This is a genomic window from Bradyrhizobium sp. Leo170, assembly GCF_004296405.1.
In the GTDB taxonomy this organism is placed as follows: domain Bacteria; phylum Pseudomonadota; class Alphaproteobacteria; order Rhizobiales; family Xanthobacteraceae; genus Bradyrhizobium.
In genome coordinates, this window is sequence record NZ_PSRR01000216.1 from 1 (window position 1) to 14,811 (window position 14,811).

General features: G+C 63.3%; 14 protein-coding genes. 5 read left to right on the forward strand and 9 right to left on the reverse strand.

Annotated features, from left to right (window positions below; genetic code table 11):
• The first annotated feature begins 89 nt into the window (after positions 1-89).
• A complete protein-coding gene (locus CWO89_RS28860; protein WP_130581986.1) occupies positions 90-677 on the forward strand; it encodes a TetR/AcrR family transcriptional regulator in 588 nt (195 codons plus the stop codon).
• A 105-nt stretch (positions 678-782) separates the two neighbouring features.
• On the opposite strand, the gene CWO89_RS28865 is transcribed toward CWO89_RS28860, so the two are convergent.
• The 7 genes from CWO89_RS28865 to CWO89_RS28895 all read right to left on the reverse strand — a co-directional run bounded on the left by CWO89_RS28865 (position 783) and on the right by CWO89_RS28895 (position 8,607).
• Positions 783-2,540, reverse strand: a complete 1,758-nt coding sequence (locus CWO89_RS28865) for an alkaline phosphatase (RefSeq protein ID WP_130581987.1) — start codon at positions 2,538-2,540, stop codon at positions 783-785.
• Positions 2,541-2,774: 234 nt separating this feature from the next.
• Positions 2,775-4,112 (reverse strand): argininosuccinate synthase, encoded by a 1,338-nt coding sequence (gene argG, locus CWO89_RS28870; protein ID WP_130581988.1) that lies wholly within the window; start codon positions 4,110-4,112, stop codon positions 2,775-2,777.
• A 93-nt stretch (positions 4,113-4,205) separates the two neighbouring features.
• Positions 4,206-4,964, reverse strand: a complete 759-nt coding sequence (locus CWO89_RS28875) for a phosphatase PAP2 family protein (RefSeq protein ID WP_130581989.1) — start codon at positions 4,962-4,964, stop codon at positions 4,206-4,208.
• A 139-nt stretch (positions 4,965-5,103) separates the two neighbouring features.
• Complete coding sequence (locus CWO89_RS28880) at positions 5,104-5,595, reverse strand: hypothetical protein (RefSeq protein WP_130581990.1); 492 nt, start codon at positions 5,593-5,595, stop codon at positions 5,104-5,106.
• Between the two features lie 153 nt (positions 5,596-5,748).
• A complete protein-coding gene (gene rlmN / locus CWO89_RS28885) occupies positions 5,749-6,963 on the reverse strand; it encodes a dual-specificity RNA methyltransferase RlmN (RefSeq protein ID WP_130581991.1) in 1,215 nt (404 codons plus the stop codon).
• 64 nt (positions 6,964-7,027) lie between these two features.
• On the reverse strand, positions 7,028-7,645 hold the full coding sequence (locus CWO89_RS28890; protein ID WP_130581992.1) for an invasion associated locus B family protein: 618 nt from the start codon (positions 7,643-7,645) through the stop codon (positions 7,028-7,030).
• 122 nt (positions 7,646-7,767) lie between these two features.
• Positions 7,768-8,607 carry an SDR family oxidoreductase gene (locus tag CWO89_RS28895; RefSeq protein ID WP_130581993.1) on the reverse strand — a complete coding sequence of 280 codons (840 nt, stop codon included), beginning with the start codon at positions 8,605-8,607 and terminating at the stop codon, positions 7,768-7,770.
• Positions 8,608-8,696: 89 nt separating this feature from the next.
• Here CWO89_RS28895 and CWO89_RS28900 point away from each other — a divergent pair, with 89 nt between their 5' ends.
• The 3 genes from CWO89_RS28900 to CWO89_RS28910 all read left to right on the forward strand — a co-directional run bounded on the left by CWO89_RS28900 (position 8,697) and on the right by CWO89_RS28910 (position 12,113).
• Positions 8,697-9,671 carry an NADPH:quinone oxidoreductase family protein gene (locus CWO89_RS28900; protein WP_130581994.1) on the forward strand — a complete coding sequence of 325 codons (975 nt, stop codon included), beginning with the start codon at positions 8,697-8,699 and terminating at the stop codon, positions 9,669-9,671.
• Positions 9,672-10,052: 381 nt separating this feature from the next.
• A complete protein-coding gene (locus CWO89_RS28905; RefSeq protein WP_245476627.1) occupies positions 10,053-10,919 on the forward strand; it encodes a hypothetical protein in 867 nt (288 codons plus the stop codon).
• An 18-nt stretch (positions 10,920-10,937) separates the two neighbouring features.
• A complete protein-coding gene (locus tag CWO89_RS28910; protein ID WP_130581995.1) occupies positions 10,938-12,113 on the forward strand; it encodes a TAXI family TRAP transporter solute-binding subunit in 1,176 nt (391 codons plus the stop codon).
• 2 nt (positions 12,114-12,115) lie between these two features.
• Here CWO89_RS28910 and CWO89_RS28915 read toward each other — a convergent pair whose 3' ends face one another.
• Positions 12,116-12,499 (reverse strand): YkvA family protein, encoded by a 384-nt coding sequence (locus tag CWO89_RS28915; protein ID WP_130581996.1) that lies wholly within the window; start codon positions 12,497-12,499, stop codon positions 12,116-12,118.
• 112 nt (positions 12,500-12,611) lie between these two features.
• Positions 12,612-12,911, reverse strand: a complete 300-nt coding sequence (locus CWO89_RS28920) for a 4a-hydroxytetrahydrobiopterin dehydratase (protein WP_130581997.1) — start codon at positions 12,909-12,911, stop codon at positions 12,612-12,614.
• 172 nt (positions 12,912-13,083) lie between these two features.
• Between CWO89_RS28920 and CWO89_RS28925 the strand changes: the two genes are divergently transcribed.
• Positions 13,084-14,523, forward strand: a complete 1,440-nt coding sequence (locus CWO89_RS28925) for a TAXI family TRAP transporter solute-binding subunit (protein WP_165421383.1) — start codon at positions 13,084-13,086, stop codon at positions 14,521-14,523.
• Positions 14,524-14,811 lie beyond the last annotated feature (288 nt).

Consider the following 14,811-nt stretch of genomic DNA (forward strand, 5'->3'; position numbering starts at 1 on the left):
GCTGCGCTTGAATTTCGACCTCTCCCCGCACGCGGGGCGAGGTAAAGCCGAGTTCGCTGTTGGCCCGGTGCAGGATGCTCTGGACACGCATGGCAACGCAGGCGGAACGGCGCGAGAGGACCAGGGCGGCGATCGTCAAGGCGGCGAAACGGACTTTCGGCGAGCGCGGCTTTGCGGCGACGACAATGGACGATATCGCCGGCGCCGCGCGCGTCGCAAAGGGCGCGGTCTATCATCACTTCCCGACCAAGGAGGCGCTGTTCGAAGCAGTGTTCGAGCAGGTCTCGCTTGAGCTCGTAGCCGACCTCGACCGAATCTCACGCGCGGAGAACGACCCGCTCGCCGCAATGGCAGCAGGTACAGAGGGCTATTTCGCAGCCTGCTCGAAAGGCGCGACCGGACAGATCATCCTGCGCGACGGCCCGGCCGTGCTCGGCTGGGAGCGCTGGCGCGAGATCGATGCCAGGCATTTCGGCGGCAAGTTTCCACGCGGCCTGAAAGCGGCGATGGACGCCGGCCTGATCGCGCGGCAGCCGGTCGAGCCCTTGGCGCGGCTGTTGCTCGGCGCGGTGACGGAAGCCGCGGTTGCCAGCTCAAGCGGCGATGACATCGCCAAGACCGGCGCGGAGTATGCCCGCGCCTTCCGCTCGCTGTTGGACGCGCTACGCGTGAAATAGATCGACGGAATCGTAGGGTGGGCAAAGCGTAGCGTGCCCACCATTCCGAGCGGAGTGTTGACGGTGGGCACGCTGTCTTTTCCCACCCTACAAGAGCTCGCGACGCTACGGCGCCGGTGCCGCTAGTCCCAGCGCATCGGCGATGACACGGAAAACGTCCGTGTTGTCCATCGAACCATGAACGCGTTCGCTGCCGGGACCGGTTGCGGTCAGGATGACGTCCTCTCCCGAATGCACGCTGGCGCCGATCATCGCCGGCAGATTGCCAGGACGCAGCACTGCGCCCGGAACGTCCTTGTATTTGTCGTTGGCTTTGAACGTCCCAGGCTCATCGCCCTTCGCGGTCGGATCATTCGGGTTGTCCAGCTTCGGGCGGAAGGTTTCGTAATGGTCGGGCAGGCTGGCCGAGAAAATCGCGAGCCGCCGGCTGACATCGACCCGCGAGGGATAGCCTTCGGCATCGGCAGCCGGATAGTTGGGGAATCCCGCCTTGTCATAAACGCCGACGCGTTCGCGGAACGGGACGTTGGGCGTCTTGGTCATGTCGTCATTGATGGTGCCGACAAGACTGTTGGGATGGTTGTGGTCCGCCACCACCAGGATCAAAGTGTCATCGCCGCGGGCCTGCGCCCAATCGCGCGCAAAACGAACGGCATTGTCGAGCATGATCGTGTCGTAGACCGCGCGCTCCATGTCCAGGAGGTGAGCGTATTTGTCGATCAGCCCCGATTCCACCATCAGGAAGAAGCCGGCATCGTTCTTCGAGAGCAGTTTCAGCGCAGCCTGCACCTGCTCGGTCAGGTCGGGCTGTTCGGGAAACTTGCCGACGCTGCCGCCTTTGAGGAACTTGCGGTCCAGGACGCCATCCATATTGCCGGAGGCAAACAGTCCCAGCAGCTTGCTCGTGTCAGGTTTTGCAGCCGAAGCATCAAGCTCGGACTTTGTCGTCACCACCTGATAGCCGGCATCGCGAAAGCGTGCGATGTAATCGATGTCGTCCTTGCGCTTCCCGGCCGCTGCTTGCGGCAGGAAATTCGCGCTGCCACCTCCCATCAGGATGTCGGGCTTTGCCGCAAAGAGCTGCGCGACGATTTCATCATAGGCGGCGCGGCGGCGGGTATGCGCGACCATTGCCGCCGGCGTGGCATCCTCGACTTCGGTATTGGTGACGATCCCGATGCCCAGGCCAAGCCGCCGCTTCGCGACGCTGGTGATGGTTTCGACCTTGGGATCATCGAACGGGCTTATGGAGCGATCGGCGTAGACGCCCAACGCGTTGACGGCGGTCTTATGGCCCGTGGCGTAGGCACTGGCCGCATTCGCCGAATCGGTGATGATCGAATCGGAGCCCGCAGTCGCAACCAGCGCCATATGCGGCATGTCGTCGATAGCAAGCTTGCCGAGGCTTTTGCCTTCCGCAATTCCCTTCGAGAGCATACGCGCCGCAACCCGATGCGCCGGCGACAATCCATCGCCGATGAACAGGATCACATTCTTGGCCTTGCGCGGTCTGGTATCGTAAACTGACCACACGACCGTGCGGCTGCGCGCGCCGTCGCTGACTTCCACCTTCACGCTTCCAGGCTTGGTCAATGCGACGTCGCGAACGATCAGGGCCGACTGTTCCTTGCCATCTTCGCGCTCCACGAAGGTGCCGGCCTGACCGAACGCCGCGGAATAATCCGCGCCGTTCACCGTGACTTTCACGTTCGCCGGATCGACGCGATCGGGAAACTCGACCTTGAAGTCGAAATGAGCGCCGGCGAGGATGTCGGCGCGGTCGATCGGATAGATCGCCTGCGCGAGCGTTGGCGATCCCGATAACAGGACGAGGAGAGCGGCACCGGCAAATGGCTTGATCATGATTTGTGCCCCACAATTGTTCGCCCGCGCCGGACGGTTGCAATTCGGAAGGTCACGGGCGCGCAGGCGACAAGACTAGCCGCGCCGAATGACGCGTCCATTACACATCGAGCCTGGGAGCCGGCGATGGATCGTCGCAGTCCGTAGCCCGATGGAGCCAACGGGTCGCGCGAACGCGCGCCCGATGACAGGCTCCGCGTAATCCGGGCTACAAGGCTACTGCGCTCACGCGCCTCAGCTCTTGTCGCTATCGAGCCTGAGGATGTTGGAGCCTTCGCCGAGTGACAGCAGGCCTGTCTCTGCGTAGAGATCCAGCTTGGCGCGGGTATCGGTGATGTCGAGATTGCGCATTGTGAGCTGGCCGATGCGGTCCGCCGGCGTGAACGCCGCATCCTCCACCTTCTCCATGCTCAGCCGCTCCGGCTGATAGCTCAGGTTCGGGCTCTCGGTGTTCAGGATCGAGTAGTCGTTGCCGCGGCGCAGCTCGAGCGTCACCTCGCCGGTGATGGCGCGAGCCACCCAACGCTGGGCGGTTTCGCGCAACATGAGGGCTTGGGAATCGAACCACCGTCCCTGGTAGAGCAGCCGGCCAAGGCGCAGGCCGTTGATCCGGTATTGCTCGATGGTGTCTTCGTTGTGGATGCCGGTAATCAGGCGCTCGTAGGCGATGTGCAGCAGAGCCATGCCGGGAGCCTCGTAGATGCCGCGGCTCTTTGCCTCGATGATCCGGTTCTCGATCTGGTCGCTCATGCCAAGACCATGCCGACCGCCGATGGCGTTGGCCTCGAGGAACAGCGCGACGGGATCGGGGAAAGTCTGGCCGTTCAGCGCGACGGGCTGGCCTTCCTCAAAACGCACGGTGACCTGCTCGGCCCTGACGACATAATCGTCGCGCCAGAACGGCACGCCCATGATCGGATTGACGATCTTGATGCCGCTTTGCAGGCTCTCGAGATCCTTGGCCTCGTGGGTTGCACCGAGGAGATTGCTGTCGGTCGAATACGCCTTCTCGGCGCTCATCTTGTAGGCGAACCCTTGCGCGGTCATGAACACCGACATTTCCGCGCGGCCGCCGAGCTCGTCGATGAACTGCTGGTCGAGCCAGGGCTTGTAGATCTTCAGGTTCGAATTGGTCAGCAGGCCGTAGCGATAGAACCGCTCGATATCGTTGCCCTTGAAGGTGGAGCCATCACCCCAAATGTTGACACCGTCCTCCTTCATGGCCGAGACCAGCATGGTGCCAGTCACGGCGCGACCGAGCGGCGTCGTGTTGAAATAGGTGGCGCCGCCGGTCGAGATGTGGAAGGCGCCGGATTGGATGGCGGCAATGCCTTCGTGGACCAATTGCGTGCGGCAATCCACGAGGCGGGCTTTCTCGGCGCCGAACTCCATGGCCTTGCGCGGAATCTCGTTGTAGTCGGACTCGTCGGGCTGGCCCAGGTTCGCGGTGTAGGCAAAGACGCGGGCGCCTTTCTGCTTCATCCACAATAGCGCTGCGCTGGTGTCGAGACCGCCCGAGAAAGCGATGCCGACTTTTTCGCCCTTGGGCAGGCTTTTCAAGATCGTACTCATGGAGCGTCCAATCGGTCGTAAAGTCGTTTGCTGTTAAGTTGCGCGAATATCAAATTTCACGCTGGTGGGCACGCGATTATTGGCGACTGGCCTTTATGAAGCCGACGGCCTGGGGTCCGTTTCGCGCCGGCGCCACCGCCGAGCGAACCGGGTCAGTGCGGCGTCGACCTGGGCATCCGTTAGCCGCGTCGACGGCCAGCGGTAGATCATGGCATAGGCGAGCCAGATCACCAGGTAGGTCACGATGCCGGCAATCGCGACATCGGTGAAGAAGTGGCCGCCGAAGGCCATCCGCAGCGCGCTGGTGGCGATGCCGAACACGGTCGCCGCCCCAAACGCCACGACGCGCCATTGCGGCGGCGCCAGCGCTGCCGGCGCATAGGTCCAGAACGCGGTCGCACCCTCGCCGGAGAAGAACGAGCAGTTACGGCCGCAGGTGCCACGCGGATCCCACCACGGCACGAAGCTCTTGTCGCCGGCGAACTCGGTCACCGCCACCGGTCGCGGCCGGCCCCAATAGGTCTTGAAAGTGAAGTTGGTGAGGATGCCGGCGGAGAGCAGCAGCGTCACCAGGAGAAACGTCGCGGCGCGGCCCGAGATCAGCATCGGCCGGTCGGGCCTGATCATTTTGACGACGAACGCAGCGATCGCGGGCAGCGCGAATCCCCAGGCAATCCACATCGCCGCATCGCGCGCAAATGACGCGACGGCGTTCAGCTTCAACGGAAAGGTTTTTTGCGCGGCATCGTAGAACAGCGCGCCGAGCTTCAGGTCGAGTTCGGGAAAGATCCCGAACAATAGCCCGATCACGACCGCAAGCCCCAGCGCGATGAAAAGTCCGGTCCGGTTCATGGCGCGCGGTTTAGCCGAGGCGATGGGGTATTGAAACCCTTTGCCGTCGTCATTCCGGGACGATACGAAGCATCGAACCCGGAATCTCGAGATTCCGGGTTCGGCTCTTTGAGCCGCCCCGGAACGACAGGGACAAATCTCACGGCTGCGGCCGGGATTGTGACGGCAGTGGCGGGGGCGGCGGCAATTTGCGCGGCGGCTCGCGCCAGGCGCCGGCGGTGCGGCCCGCAATCAGCCAGTACACCAGACCCGCGACGATGCCGGCGCCGGTCATGATCTCGAGATGGCGATGCACGATGCCCTCGAACTGGAACGTATCGGGGTCGAACGGAACCAGGCCAAGATAGCAGCCGGCCCCGACGATCGCGCCGCCGATCGCATAGGTCAGCGCGCCCCGGACATTGAAGGCTTCCGTGATCAGCACCACGATCAGCGCCGGCAACAGCGCGAATCCGGAAATGAAGATGAAGCCGAAGCCGAGCACGATGTTGATGGCGTTCTGATCGATCTGACCGGTGCCGATATCGCTGAATTCGGGATAAAGCACCGCCACGACGATGATCATTCCCGCCACCAGGCAGGAGGCCAGGAAGGCGAACAGGATCAGGAAGACGCGGCCGATCAGTGCCATGCTATTGCGCCGTCATTGCGAGGAGCGCAAGCGACGAAGCAATCCATGTCTCAGCAAGCGGAGGAATGGATTGCTTCGCGGAGCCTGTCATCGGGCGGCGCATTCGCGCCGACCCGGTGGCTCGCAATGACGGACTGCATGCCCACAAAATCATCAATCCGTCATCGCCATCGCGCGCAGCGCCTGGCGCTCGCGGGCGGAGAGTTTCTCCGTCTCCGATTTCAACTGGCCGCAGGCGGCGAGGATGTCGCGGCCGCGCGGGGTACGCACCGGCGAGGAATAGCCGGCGTTGAAGATATATTCGGAGAATTTCTCGATCTGCTCCCAGTCCGAGCATTCGTAACGCGTGCCCGGCCAGGGATTGAACGGGATCAGGTTGATCTTCGCCGGAATGCCCTTCAGCAGCTTCACCAGCAGCTTGGCGTCATCGAGCGAATCATTGACGCCCTTCAGCATCACATATTCGAAGGTGATGCGCCGCGCGTTGGAGGCGCCGGGATAGTCGCGGCAAGCCTGCAGCAATTCTTGAATCGGAAATTTGCGGTTGAGCGGCACCAATTCGTTGCGCAACTCGTCGCGCACGGCATGCAGCGAGATCGCGAGCATGACGCCGATCTCCTCGCCGGTGCGGATGATGTTCGGCACCACGCCCGAGGTCGACAGCGTGATGCGGCGGCGGGAGATGCCGATGCCTTCATTATCCGCAACGATGAGCAGCGCATCGCGCACCGCATCGAAATTGTAGAGCGGCTCGCCCATGCCCATCATCACGACGTTGGTGACCAGGCGATTGCCGTTCTCGCGGTCGGCCCAATCATTGAGGCGATCGCGGGCCACCATCACCTGGCCGACGATCTCGCCGGCGGTGAGGTTACGCACCAGGCGCTGCGTGCCGGTGTGGCAGAAGGCGCAATTCAGCGTGCAGCCGACCTGCGAGGAGACGCAGAGCGTGCCGCGGTCGGTCTCGGGGATATAGACGCATTCGACCTCATGCGGCTTCTCGAGCCGATCGCCGCTCGGCAGCCGCAACAGCCATTTGCGGGTGCCGTCGCTCGAGATCTGCTCGGCGACCACTTCGGGCCGGTCGACAGTAAAGTGCTTTTCCAGCTCGCTGCGCATGTCCTTCGAGACGTTGGTCATCTCGGCAAAGCTGTTGGCGCCGCGGAAATAGATCCAGTGCCAGAGCTGCTGGGTGCGCATCTTGCGTTGCGAGGCCGGCACGCCGATCTCGCCGAGGCGCTCGGTGATCTCCGCGCGCGACAGCCCGATCAGCGACGGCTTGGCCGGCGGCACGTAGGTCTCGAGCGGAACTTTCTCCACGAGCGCGGTGCTAGCGCGATCGCTCTGGCTGGTGAGGGTGTCGGTCATGGAACATCAAATAGGCCTTCCAGCAGGCGCTGGAAAGGCATGAATGCCGCTGTTTCCGAATGAACTAGCGCCTGCAGTCCTGCGCCAGCCGATCGAGCGCCTGCGACAGGCCCTTGAGCGAAAATGTGTCCGTCGTCTCGGTGCCCTTGGCCGAGACGCCCTTCACGGTGAGGTCCGCGGCCTTGCGCATGGCCTCGACCATGCGCTCTTCTTCCGCGGCGTTCTTGATCCAGAGCCCGTCGCCCTGGGTGTACATCGCATACGACCCGCCGCCGACTTCGAGTGTCGATTCCGAGCCGGGCTTCAGCGTGTAGCCGATCATGATCGAGACTTCGTTGACGACTTTTTCCGCTGGACGGGTCGAGACGAAGGCGTAGGCCGGATCGCGCGGGCGATTCGGCGGATTGGTTTTCGACGACGACGGTTTTGCCAGCGCAAAACACACCTTCTTGCCGTTCGGAGCCGCCGTGTAGGCGCCCCAGGTGCCGAACTGGCCGATCAGCGTCGGTTCGGCGCCACCGGCGGCAGCCGTCGCAGCAGCCTCCGGCTTGGCCGGGGCCGCAGACTTCGCCGCGCCCTTGGTGGCTGCTTTGGGGGAACCGCCCTGCGCCACGGCAAGGGAGGTCGTCCCGCAAAGCAGGGCGCTTGCAACCAGAGATGTCAGTATTTGCCGCACGGACAACTGGTTCCCCTATCATTGTGACTGGAAGATGGCCCAACCGGCGTCGTCCCCGGCGCGATGCAATAGCCGGAAAAGGCCTTTTTGGGAAGGTAGTTAGGGGAGTGGCGCGCGGTTCCGCCGCATTAACTTTTGGCACGCGAGGCGCGCTGCTGTTCCCACTGCGCGTCGGTCCATTGCAGGAGATCCTCGGCCCCGGAACTGCGCAAATGCGCGCCGCCGTCCTGCACCACCATCTCGCCATTGATATAGCTGGCCTGGTCGGAGATCAGGAAACTCGCGAGGTTGGCGAGCTCGCCGTGCTCGCCCGGACGGCCCAACGGGTTGCGGTACGCCCAGCCCTCCTCGCGCCCTTCGGGCCGGAGCTGGCCGGTCGCACCCGGCGTCGGGAATGCGCCCGGCGCGATCGCGACGGCGCGGATGCCCTTCGGCCCCCATTCCACCGCAAGGCTCTTGGTCATCGCCAGCACGGCCGACTTCGCCATCGCCGACGGCACGGTGAAGGCGCGCCCGGTGATCGTCGAGGTGGAGAGGATCGAGAGGATGACGCCTTTGTGCCTGCCCTCGATCCACCGCTTGCCCGCGGCGAGGGTGCAATACATCGTGCCGTGCAGCGTCGGCGCCAGGATCGCGTCCGCGGCGCGGAATGAGAGATGCTCGGTCTGCGCGATGAAGGTCGCCGCAGCGTTGTTGACGAGCACGTCGATCGGCGCCTCGCGCCAGATCGTGTCCATCATCGCATCCACCGCTGCGCCATCGCGGATGTCGCATGTGATCGTCGCAACCTTGGCGCCGAGATCGTCGCGCAATCTCGTCGCCGTCTGCTGCAGTAATTCCGTCCTGCGGCCGCAGATCACAAGTTCGGCGCCGAGCTCGGCGAAGCGTCGTCCCATCGCGGCGCCAAGACCGGAGCCGCCGCCGGTGACGAGGATCCGCTTGTGCGCGAGCAGGCTCTTTTCAAACATTGTTTGATCCCTCCGCATTGTATTGTCGCCCGGCTTCAAATCCGGCATGAAGCGAGCAGCCTTTCTGCGTCCGAAAATCAGGTGTGTCCATGAAAGCCATTCTCTGCACGCAATATTGCCAACCCGACGATCTCGTGCTGGCTGACGTGCCCGATCCCGTGGCCGGACCGGGCGAAGCGGTGATCGTGATCAAGGCCGCGGCTTTGAACTTCTTCGATATCCTGATGATCCAGGGCAAGTACCAGATCAAGCCGCCGTTCCCGTTCTCGCCCGCGGCGGAGGTCGCCGGCGTGATCGAGAGCGTCGGCGCTGGAGTGACCGACCTCAAGGTCGGCGATCGCGTGGTTGCCTCCTGCGGCCACAATGGCGCGCGCGAGAAGATCGCGCTGCCGGCGAATTCGATCGTGAAGATTCCCGACAATCTCGATTTCGATCGCGCCGCCGGGATCATCATCATCTACGGAACCGCGCTGCATGCGCTGGAAGATCGCGCAAGCCCGAAGCCGGGCGAGACGCTGGCCGTGCTGGGCGCCGCCGGCGGCACGGGGCTTGCGGCCTGCGAGCTCGGCAGACTGATGGGCCTGAAGGTGATCGCCTGCGCTTCCTCGGACGAGAAGCTTGAGTTCGCCAAGCAGCACGGCGCCGAGCTGACGCTCAACTACGCCAAGGAAGATCTGAAAGACGGCCTGAAGGCGCTGACCGGCGGCAAGGGCGTCGACATCATCTTCGATCCCGTCGGCGGGACCTACGCCGAAGCCGCGCTCCGCGCCATCGCGTGGGAAGGCCGCTTTCTCGTCATCGGCTTTGCCGCCGGTGACATTCCGAAGATGCCGCTGAACCTCGCGCTGCTCAAAGGCTGCGACATCCGCGGCGTGTTCTGGGGCGCATGGACGCGGCTCAACCCCGAAAAGAACCGCAAGAACCTGCAGAAGCTCGTGCAGTGGACCGCCGAAGGAAAGATCTCTTCGCATGTCGACCGCACCTTCCCGCTGTCGCAAACGGCCGAAGCACTGAAGGTGCTCGCCGGCCGTAAGGCGATGGGCAAGGTGATCCTGCATCCGTGAACAGACGGCATGCGCCGTAAAATAAAAAGAAGATTTCACACGCCTGAGTTGTAGCGCCGGGCAGGTGCGGCGCTTCCACTTATGGATTCGCGCGCACTTACCTGAGTGGCTCGAATGCGCTTACCTATGTGAATAGATTGAGCGAGTCGGGTTCCGAATACGGAACTTATTCCCAAAGCGCCCAATTTTAATCCAGTGAATTGGGCATTTTTGCCCTAATCAAACCAAAATAAGTCCCAATTCGCTCTGATCAGGGCCGTTTTTTGGGCTCATTCGCAGTGCGTAAGTTCCCGTTAGCGGGCACTCGGGGAACGTCGACAACAAGCAAGAGACAACCAGGGATGCCCGTGCGTTGCGTATTGTGTAACGGGAAGCGTCAACATGGTGGATATTTCAGGACGCATGACGCCGAGGCAGGCGCATGACGCGGATTTCGACGATCCTGAGCTAGCAGAGTATCGCTACCAGCGGTCGCATCGAGCAGATACCGACATCGACAGAGACGAACCCGCTCCGCTGTTCCTTTCATACCCTCTCGACGAGGACAGCGGTGCGAAATACCAACGAGGTTCCCTTGAACGCTCGCTTGGCCGCTCTTTGCTCACGAGCGGTCTTCTCATCGCTGCCGCTGCGGCGGCCGCTGTTTTGCTGGTTTCCCTTGATGTCACACGCGACACCATGGTCGCCGCCAAGACGTGGCTGCTGGGCACTTCGCAGGTGCATGCGCGAACCGTCATAGCAGCACTCCCGCAACCCGTGAGCGAGCCGGTACCGCCGCCGCCAACCAAGGCAGCTCCGCCGTCGCGCGAGCAGATCACGGCGGCCTATCAGGAGGCGATCAAGGGCGGCCAGGTTGTGGTCGGGCCATCACCATCTGTCTCTGCCACTCCACCAGCACCGTCTGCCGCTCCACCCGCGCCGTCGGCAGCGCCACAAGCGGCACCGCCCGCTACGCCGCAGGCAAGACAGGTCAGTCCCGACGAGCTCAGCGCCCTCATGAAGCGGGCGAACAGCCTGCTTGCGATCGGCGATATCCCAGCCGCACGGCTGCTGCTCGAACGCGCCGCCGATGCGCAGGAAGCCGACGCGGCGCTGCTGCTGGCGCGGACCTACGATCCCCTGGTGCTGGGAACGAAGGATGCGCGCGCGATCACGCCCGATCCGGCTCAGGCGCGGATCTGGTACCGCCGGGCGGCCGAGCTTGGCTCGCAGCACGCCCAGCAACGTCTCACACAAATGCAAGACTGAACCTTTTTGGGGTAACACATGCGACGCTTGTTTGGAGTGGCGTTATTCGCCCTGACGATGATTTGCGGCCCGGCAGTACGGGCCGAGGAAACCGAATATGACCCGGCCAAGGTCAGCGACAGCCTGAGAGCCATCTTCCAGTTCGGCTCGGTCGCCACCAAGCAGAGCCTGAACGCCAACACGGTGACGTTGATCACGGGTACGATCGGCGGCACCTACGTCCAGTTCGGCGCCGACCTCGCTTCCGTGCTCGACGACGGCAACAAGTTGCGCGTACTGCCGATCGTCGGGCGCGGTTCGGTGCAGAGCGTCGCCGACATCCTGTTCCTGCAGGGCGTCGATCTCGGCATCGTCCGCGCCGACACGCTCGACTATCTCGAACGGAAGGGCTTTGCGAAGGACATCAAGAAGCAGTTCGCCTATGTGACCAAGCTCTACAACGAAGAGATGCATGTCGTCGCGCCGAAGACGATCAAGAGTTTGAAGGATCTCGAGGGCAGGATCGTCAGCGTCGACCTGCCCAATGGCGGCACCTTTGTCACCGCACTGACGGTGTTCGAGCGGCTCGGGATGAAGGCGAAGTTCGTCTATATCGAGCAGCGCATCGCGATGGAGAAGTTGAAGGCCGGTGAAATCGACGCCGTGATCGTGACCGGAGGCAAGCCCTACAAGTCGGTCAGCACATTCAACAATGATGGCCGCTTCCACCTCGTCACCGTCAACTATGACAAGCCGCTGCAGAACGACTATCTGCCGGCGACGCTCATCTCAAAGGACTATCCGAACCTGATTTCGGATCAGGAGCGCGTCGACACCATCGCCGTTCCCGCCGTGCTCGCGGCCTATAACTGGGCGCCGAACACGGAACGCTCGCGCAAGCTGGCGCTGTTCGTGGATGCTTTCTTCACGAAATTCCCGACCTTCCAGAACCCGCCGTTCCATCCGAAATGGAAGGAGGTCTCGCTGGCCGCGCCGCTGCCCGACTGGACCCGGCTGCCGGCGGCCAAGCAATGGCTTGAGAAGCACAGCGTGGAAGCCGTGACGCGCAGTCGCTTCGACGAGTTCCTGAAGCAATCGCCGGCCGCAGCCAAGCTGCAGACGGACTCCGACAAGGAGGCGCTGTTCAAGCAGTTCCAGGCATGGGAAGCGGAGAACACCGCCCGCGCGCAGGTGCGCACGGGCGAGAAGCGCTAGATCTACGACTCCTCCGCCGTCTCGATGCCGCGCTTCAGCGCAGCACGGGCGGCTTCGCGGTGCTCCGGCGTGATGTGGCTTGCGACCACGCGGATCGCGGTCGCCAGGATCGCGGCATCATCGGTGAAGCCGAGAATCGGCATCACGTCCGGCACGAAGTCGAACGGCAGGATGAAATAGGCGATGGCGCCGAGCAGCGCCGCCTGCACATGGCGCGGCGTCTCCTTGTCGAAAGCACAATAATAGGCCGCCAGCAGGTCTTCGGCGAAAGGCAGTTTCGCCACCACCCGCTTCAGCTTGATCCAGAAACGCCGTCGCACGCTCTCGCGGTCCTGCGCCAGCCGATCGGCCGGCTCGAAACCGACAGTGTGTTCGGATGATGTCATCGGAAGAAGCTCCCTCGGACCACAGCCCGCCAAGCGGTCCCGCGATCCCTGACGCAAAAGGTGGGGACCTCCCGCCTGCCCTGCAAGATCGTCCAAGGAGAAGTCGCCTCTCTCAGCCAGCCTGCTTGGCGATCGCCTCCATAGCCCTGGCCAATTCGATGTCGCGCGCCGTGACGCCGCCGGCGTCATGGGTTGCAAGCACCACATCGACCGTCTTGTAGACGTTCCTCCATTCCGGGTGATGGTCGCGCTTCTCCGCGATCAGCGCGACGCGCGTCATGAAGCCGAAGGCCTCGTTGAAATCCCTGAACGTGAAAGTCTTGGCGATCGCCTCACGTCCCGGCACCTCGGACCAGGCGGATAGTTCCTTCAGCGCAGATTTCCGCGCCTCCGCCGACAACCGTCCTGCCATGGCAAACCTCCATCTCGCTCGCTCACACCCTAACACCGGCAGCCATCAGCGGGATCCATGCTCACGACGCGGCCGCAAAGCGCGTCCTATCGCCGCTGGTAACCATGACGGGATTGTAACCTAGGCGCTGCCGGAATTTTGTTACAATGCGGAGGATAAACGCGTCGGCAGGATGACCCAGAACCTCAAACGGCTGTTTGCGCGATCGATGACCGAGCCTGACTTCGTCGCCGCTCCAGCTTCGCCGCCGCGTTCGGCGCGGCGTCGGCTGAGTTTCGTGATGATCGCCGGCGCGCTTGCCATCATTGGCGCACTGGCCGCCGGCTATTACTTCGCGATGCGGCCGGTGAACCTCAGAATCGCGGTCGGCCCCACCAACAGCGACGACCTCAAGGTGGTCCAGGCGCTGGCCCAAGCCTACAACCAGGGCAACAGCCAAATCCGCCTGCGTCTTCTGCAGACCGACGGCGCGGTGGCCAGCGCCGAGGCGTTGGCCGACGGCAAGGCCGACCTCGCCATTATCCGCGGCGATCTGGATGTCCCCAGGAATGCGCAGGCGGTGGCGACGCTGCGCAAGAATGTCGTGGCGATCTGGGTGCCGCCGCAGGGCAAAGGCAGGGGCAGGAAAGCCGCGCCAAAAATCACCAAGATCGCGCAGCTCGCCGGCCACCGCGTCGGTGTCGTCGGCCGCACGCCCGCCAACGTCAACCTCCTGAAGGTGATCCTGCAGCAATATGGCGTCGACCCCGCCAAGGTCGAGATCGTCCAGTTTTCCGCCAATGAGACGGCCGAGGCGATCAAGAGCCAGAAAGCGGACGCCTATCTCGCCGCCGGACCCGTCAACAGCAAGATCACGACCGATGCGATCGCAGCCTCGACCCGCGGCGCGCCGACCTTCCTCGCCATCGACGCGGCGGAAGCGATCGCGCAGAACCATCCCGCCTATGAAGCCTCGCAAATCCCCGCCGGCTCGCTCGGCGGCGTCGACCGGCCTGCGGACGAGGTCAAGACCATCAGCTTCTCGCACCATATCGTGGCGCGCAGGGGCATTTCCGAATCCACCATCGCCATCTTCACCCGGCAGCTCTTCTCGATCCGGCAATCGCTGAAGAACGATTTCCCGCCGGCTGCCAGGATCGAGACACCGGACACCGACAAGGACGCCACGATTCCCGTGCATCCTGGGGCTGCGGCTTTCGTCGATGGCGACGAGAAGACCTTCCTCGACCGCTACAGCGATTACATCTGGTGGGGACTGATGCTGGTGTCCGCGATGGGTTCGGCCGGCGCCTGGTTTGCCGGTTACCTGAAAAAGGACGAACGCAGCATCAACACCTCGCAGCGCGACCGGCTGCTCGACATGCTCGCCGCCGCACGCCACAGCGACTCGATGGAAGAGCTCGACCAGATGCAGGCGGAAGCCGACAACATCCTGCGCGATGCGCTCGCATGCTACGAGCACGGCACAATCGAGGAAGGCACGCTGACCGCCTTCAACATCGCGCTCGAGCAGTTCCACAACGCCGTCACCGACCGCAAGCTGCTGTTGATCAGCATGCCGCAACACCTGCAGCGCGCCAGCGCGCAATTCCGCGCGGCAGGGACCGCTTAGCCAAGGCGGGATACTCGACGCCCCGTCATTCCGGGATGCGCCGAAGGCGCAGGCCCGGAATCCATCGGGCCGCGAACGACGTGGATGAATGGATTCCGGGCTCACGCTTCGCGTGCCCCGGAATGACGGCTAGGAGCCGTAATCGCTTCGTCATAGAATCCTTCTAGGTCTGTTGCGACATTTCGGCGCATCCGGCGCCGGGCCGACGGAGGCTTGCCATGACGATCAGGATTTCCCGCCGAAAATTCCTCTCTTCAGCCGCGGCTGGCGCCGGCGTCATCGCGATGC

Bases quoted from the DNA above. Each gene is read 5' to 3' on its own strand.
- CWO89_RS28860 (WP_130581986.1), top strand. From the start codon at position 90: ATGGCAACGCAGGCGGAACGGCGCGAGAGGACCAGGGCGGCGATCGTC.
- CWO89_RS28865 (WP_130581987.1), bottom strand. From the start codon at position 2,540: ATGATCAAGCCATTTGCCGGTGCCGCTCTCCTCGTCCTGTTATCGGGA.
- argG (WP_130581988.1), bottom strand. From the start codon at position 4,112: ATGAGTACGATCTTGAAAAGCCTGCCCAAGGGCGAAAAAGTCGGCATC.
- CWO89_RS28875 (WP_130581989.1), bottom strand. From the start codon at position 4,964: ATGAACCGGACCGGACTTTTCATCGCGCTGGGGCTTGCGGTCGTGATC.
- CWO89_RS28880 (WP_130581990.1), bottom strand. From the start codon at position 5,595: ATGGCACTGATCGGCCGCGTCTTCCTGATCCTGTTCGCCTTCCTGGCC.
- rlmN (WP_130581991.1), bottom strand. From the start codon at position 6,963: ATGACCGACACCCTCACCAGCCAGAGCGATCGCGCTAGCACCGCGCTC.
- CWO89_RS28895 (WP_130581993.1), bottom strand. From the start codon at position 8,607: ATGTTTGAAAAGAGCCTGCTCGCGCACAAGCGGATCCTCGTCACCGGC.
- CWO89_RS28900 (WP_130581994.1), top strand. From the start codon at position 8,697: ATGAAAGCCATTCTCTGCACGCAATATTGCCAACCCGACGATCTCGTG.
- CWO89_RS28905 (WP_245476627.1), top strand. From the start codon at position 10,053: ATGGTGGATATTTCAGGACGCATGACGCCGAGGCAGGCGCATGACGCG.
- CWO89_RS28910 (WP_130581995.1), top strand. From the start codon at position 10,938: ATGCGACGCTTGTTTGGAGTGGCGTTATTCGCCCTGACGATGATTTGC.
- CWO89_RS28915 (WP_130581996.1), bottom strand. From the start codon at position 12,499: ATGACATCATCCGAACACACTGTCGGTTTCGAGCCGGCCGATCGGCTG.
- CWO89_RS28920 (WP_130581997.1), bottom strand. From the start codon at position 12,911: ATGGCAGGACGGTTGTCGGCGGAGGCGCGGAAATCTGCGCTGAAGGAA.
- CWO89_RS28925 (WP_165421383.1), top strand. From the start codon at position 13,084: ATGACCCAGAACCTCAAACGGCTGTTTGCGCGATCGATGACCGAGCCT.